The organism is Methylobacterium sp. WL103 (genome assembly GCF_008039885.1).
Taxonomy (GTDB): domain Bacteria; phylum Pseudomonadota; class Alphaproteobacteria; order Rhizobiales; family Beijerinckiaceae; genus Methylobacterium; species Methylobacterium cerastii.
Window position 1 is genome coordinate 1 of the sequence record NZ_VRUX01000843.1, and the last position, 1,434, is coordinate 1,434.

At 64.0% G+C, this 1,434-nt stretch carries 1 protein-coding gene; it reads right to left on the bottom strand.

The features are described from left to right. Positions 1-1,358, bottom strand: a 1,358-nt coding sequence (istA, locus tag FV222_RS25995; RefSeq protein WP_147816004.1) for an IS21 family transposase, incomplete at its 3' end; no start/stop codon positions are given. Positions 1,359-1,434: the final 76 nt, after the last annotated feature.

A 1,434-nucleotide genomic window follows, 5' to 3' on the forward strand; every position in this document is an offset into this window, starting at 1 on the left:
ACGCCGCCGTCGAGCGCCAGTTCGACCGCGCAGAGAACGGCCTGCTCGTCATGATGCAGCACGAGTGCCAGAATCTCCACCATCTCCCGATCGCCGCCAGGATGCTTGAGGAGGTGACCTTGCAGCCGCCGGAACGCGTCCGGCATCTCGGCGAAGGGAGCCCCGTTGCGCAGGGCGCCCGGCTTGCGCTGGATGACGGCCAGGTAGTGGCGCCAGTCGTAGACCGTGCGCCCGGCCATGGTATGCGAGCGCGCGATGACCCGGGGATGCTCGCACAGGATCCGGCCTTCCGCGGCCACAACGATGCGCTGCGGGTAGATCCGCAGGCTCACGGGACGGTTGGCAAGAGAGGCCGGAACCGAATAGCGGTTGCGCTCGAAGTGCACGAGGCAGGTCGGCGAGACCCGCTTGGTGTGCTCGACGAAGCCGTCGAAGGGACGGCCAAGCGGCATCAGGCTCGGCACCTCATTGGTCCACGCATCCGCAAGCGTGCCGGGAAGCTCCCCATGCGGGATCTCCTTCCAAGCCGCAATGCAGCGCGTCTCGAGCCAGGCGTTCAGCCCGTCGAGATCGGCGAAGCTGGGTAACGGTTGCCATAGCCGACGACGCGCATCCTGGACGTTCTTCTCGACCTGACCCTTCTCCCAGCCCGATGCGGGATTGCAGAAAGTTGTGTCGAACAGATAGTGGCTTGCCATAGCGGCGAAGCGCCCATTTACCTGCCGAGCCTTGCCAGAGCCCACCCGATCTACGGCGGTCTTCATGTTGTCGTAGATGCCACGTCCCGGGATGCCGCCCAGCACGCGGAAGGCATGGAAGTGCGCGTCGAACAACATCTCGTGGGTCTGAAGCGGGTACGCCCGCACGACGAAGACCCGACTATGCGACAGCTTGGTGTGAGCGACCTGGAGCTTGACGCGCTCGCCCCCGAGAACCGCCCAGTCCTCACTCCAGTCGAATTGGAACGCCTCCCCTGGCGCGAAGACTAGAGGAACGAACGTTCCTCGTCCCGTGGTCTGCTGCTGGATCTGCCGGTCTTCTTTCCAACTGCGGATGAAAGCTGCGACCCGACCGTAGGAGCCGTCATAGCCCAGAAGAACCAGATCGGTGTGCATCTGCCGCGCCGTGCGCCGCTGCTTGCGTGACCTACTCGCCTCCGTCTTCAGCCAGCCCGACAGCTTCGCGGCGAACGGGTCCGACTTGCTGGGCCGCTCCGGCACTCGGTAGAGCGGCTCCTTCTCATCCGACCGCAGGTACTTGCGGATCGTGTTGCGCGACAATCCTGTACGTCGCGAAATCTCCCGGATCGGCATCCCTTCTCGGAACGCCCAGCGCCGAATGACACTCAATAACGCCATGTCGATCACTCCATGACCCCCCGACCAAAAAGCCAGGGGTGGGTTCAGACACGGGTCACTTCTCGATGGAAACTTC